Genomic DNA, 523 nt, shown 5'->3' with positions numbered 1-523 from the left:
GGCGAATGTCTTGTCGGATGCCTTTCCCTCCGAGATGAGGAGACGGATCGGCAGGCCGTCTTGATCGACGAGCGCGTGGACCTTGGTACTCAGTCCGCCATGAGAACGGCCAATGGCGTTATCCGGACCCCCTTTTTACCGCCCGCCGCATGCTGATGGGCGCGGATTATCGAACTGTCGATCAGGTGCAAAGACTGTGGTGACTTAGCCGCCAGCGCTTCAAACATCGCCAACCAGACACCTCTCTTGGCCCAACGGTTGAAGCGGTTGTAGACCGTGGTGTAGGGGCCATACCGCTCGGGCAGATCGCGCCAAGGCGATCCGGTCCTCAGAACGTAAAATATGCCATTGACCACCCGCCGATCGTCGACCCGCTTCTTGCCCAAACCATGTGGCGGCAACAGCGGTTCCACGATTTGCCATTCTGCTTCGCTCAGATCGTAGCGTGCCATCATCGCCTCCTAATCAAAGGCGTTGAATCACTGCTTCAATGGCCATGCAAGGGTTGAGTACGCGCCCTAGG

1 protein-coding gene is annotated in these 523 nt (G+C 58.1%); it reads right to left on the bottom strand.

All coding sequences use genetic code 11. The features are described 5' to 3' along the window. Positions 1 to 89 precede the first annotated feature (89 nt). On the bottom strand, positions 90 to 452 hold the full coding sequence (locus AC04SH_RS34965) for an IS5 family transposase (RefSeq protein WP_488578088.1): 363 nt from the start codon (positions 450 to 452) through the stop codon (positions 90 to 92). Positions 453 to 523 lie beyond the last annotated feature (71 nt).

This window comes from Mesorhizobium sp. CNPSo 4688, assembly GCF_057784295.1.
Note: the sequence above shows the minus strand (reverse complement) of the source record. Positions and strands in the feature narration are given on the sequence as shown.